Raw genomic sequence first — 819 nt, forward strand, 5'->3', positions numbered from 1 at the left:
CAGCCTCCAGAGCCTCCTTCTTGGCCGAGGCCGTACCGGAGGAACCGGAGACGATGGCGCCCGCATGGCCCATGGTCTTGCCCTCCGGAGCGGTGAAGCCCGCGACGTAGCCCACCACCGGCTTGGTCACGTTCTCCTTGACGAAATCGGCCGCACGCTCCTCGGCGTCACCACCGATCTCACCGATCATCACGATGACGTCGGTGTCGGGGTCCTCCTGGAACGCCTTCAACGCATCGATGTGCGTGGTACCGATGATCGGATCGCCACCGATACCCACAGCCGTGGAGAAACCGATGTCCCGCAGCTCATACATCATCTGATAGGTCAGGGTCCCGGACTTGGACACCAGACCGATCCGGCCGGGCTTGGTGATGTCGGCCGGAATGATGCCCGCGTTGGACTCACCCGGCGTGATCAGACCCGGGCAGTTGGGACCCACGATGCGGGTCTTGTGCCCCTTGGCCCCGGCATGGGACCAGAAAGCAGCCGTGTCGTGCACCGGAATGCCCTCGGTGATGACCACGGCCAGACCGATCTCGGCGTCGATCGCCTCGATGACGGCGCTCTTGGTGAACTTCGGCGGAACGAAGATCACGCTCACGTCCGCGCCGGTGGCCTCCATGCCCTCGGCCACCGAGCCGAAGACCGGCACACCGGTGCCGTCGATGTCCACGCTCTGACCCGCCTTGCGCGGGTTCACGCCCCCGACGATGTTCGTGCCGGAGGCCAGCATGCGACGGGTGTGCTTGGTGCCCTCAGAGCCGGTCATGCCCTGGACCAGCACCTTGCTGTCCTTGTTCAGGAAGATAGCCATGG

The 819-nt window shown here is 65.1% G+C and carries 1 protein-coding gene; it reads right to left on the reverse strand.

Translation table 11 applies throughout. The features are described 5' to 3' along the window. Positions 1–817: succinate--CoA ligase subunit alpha (gene sucD / locus D473_RS0123795; RefSeq protein ID WP_017611539.1), on the reverse strand; the 817-nt coding region annotated here is incomplete at its 3' end. Between the last annotated feature and the right edge of the window lie 2 nt (positions 818–819).

The organism is Nocardiopsis xinjiangensis YIM 90004 (assembly GCF_000341145.1).
Lineage (GTDB): Bacteria > Actinomycetota > Actinomycetes > Streptosporangiales > Streptosporangiaceae > Nocardiopsis > Nocardiopsis xinjiangensis.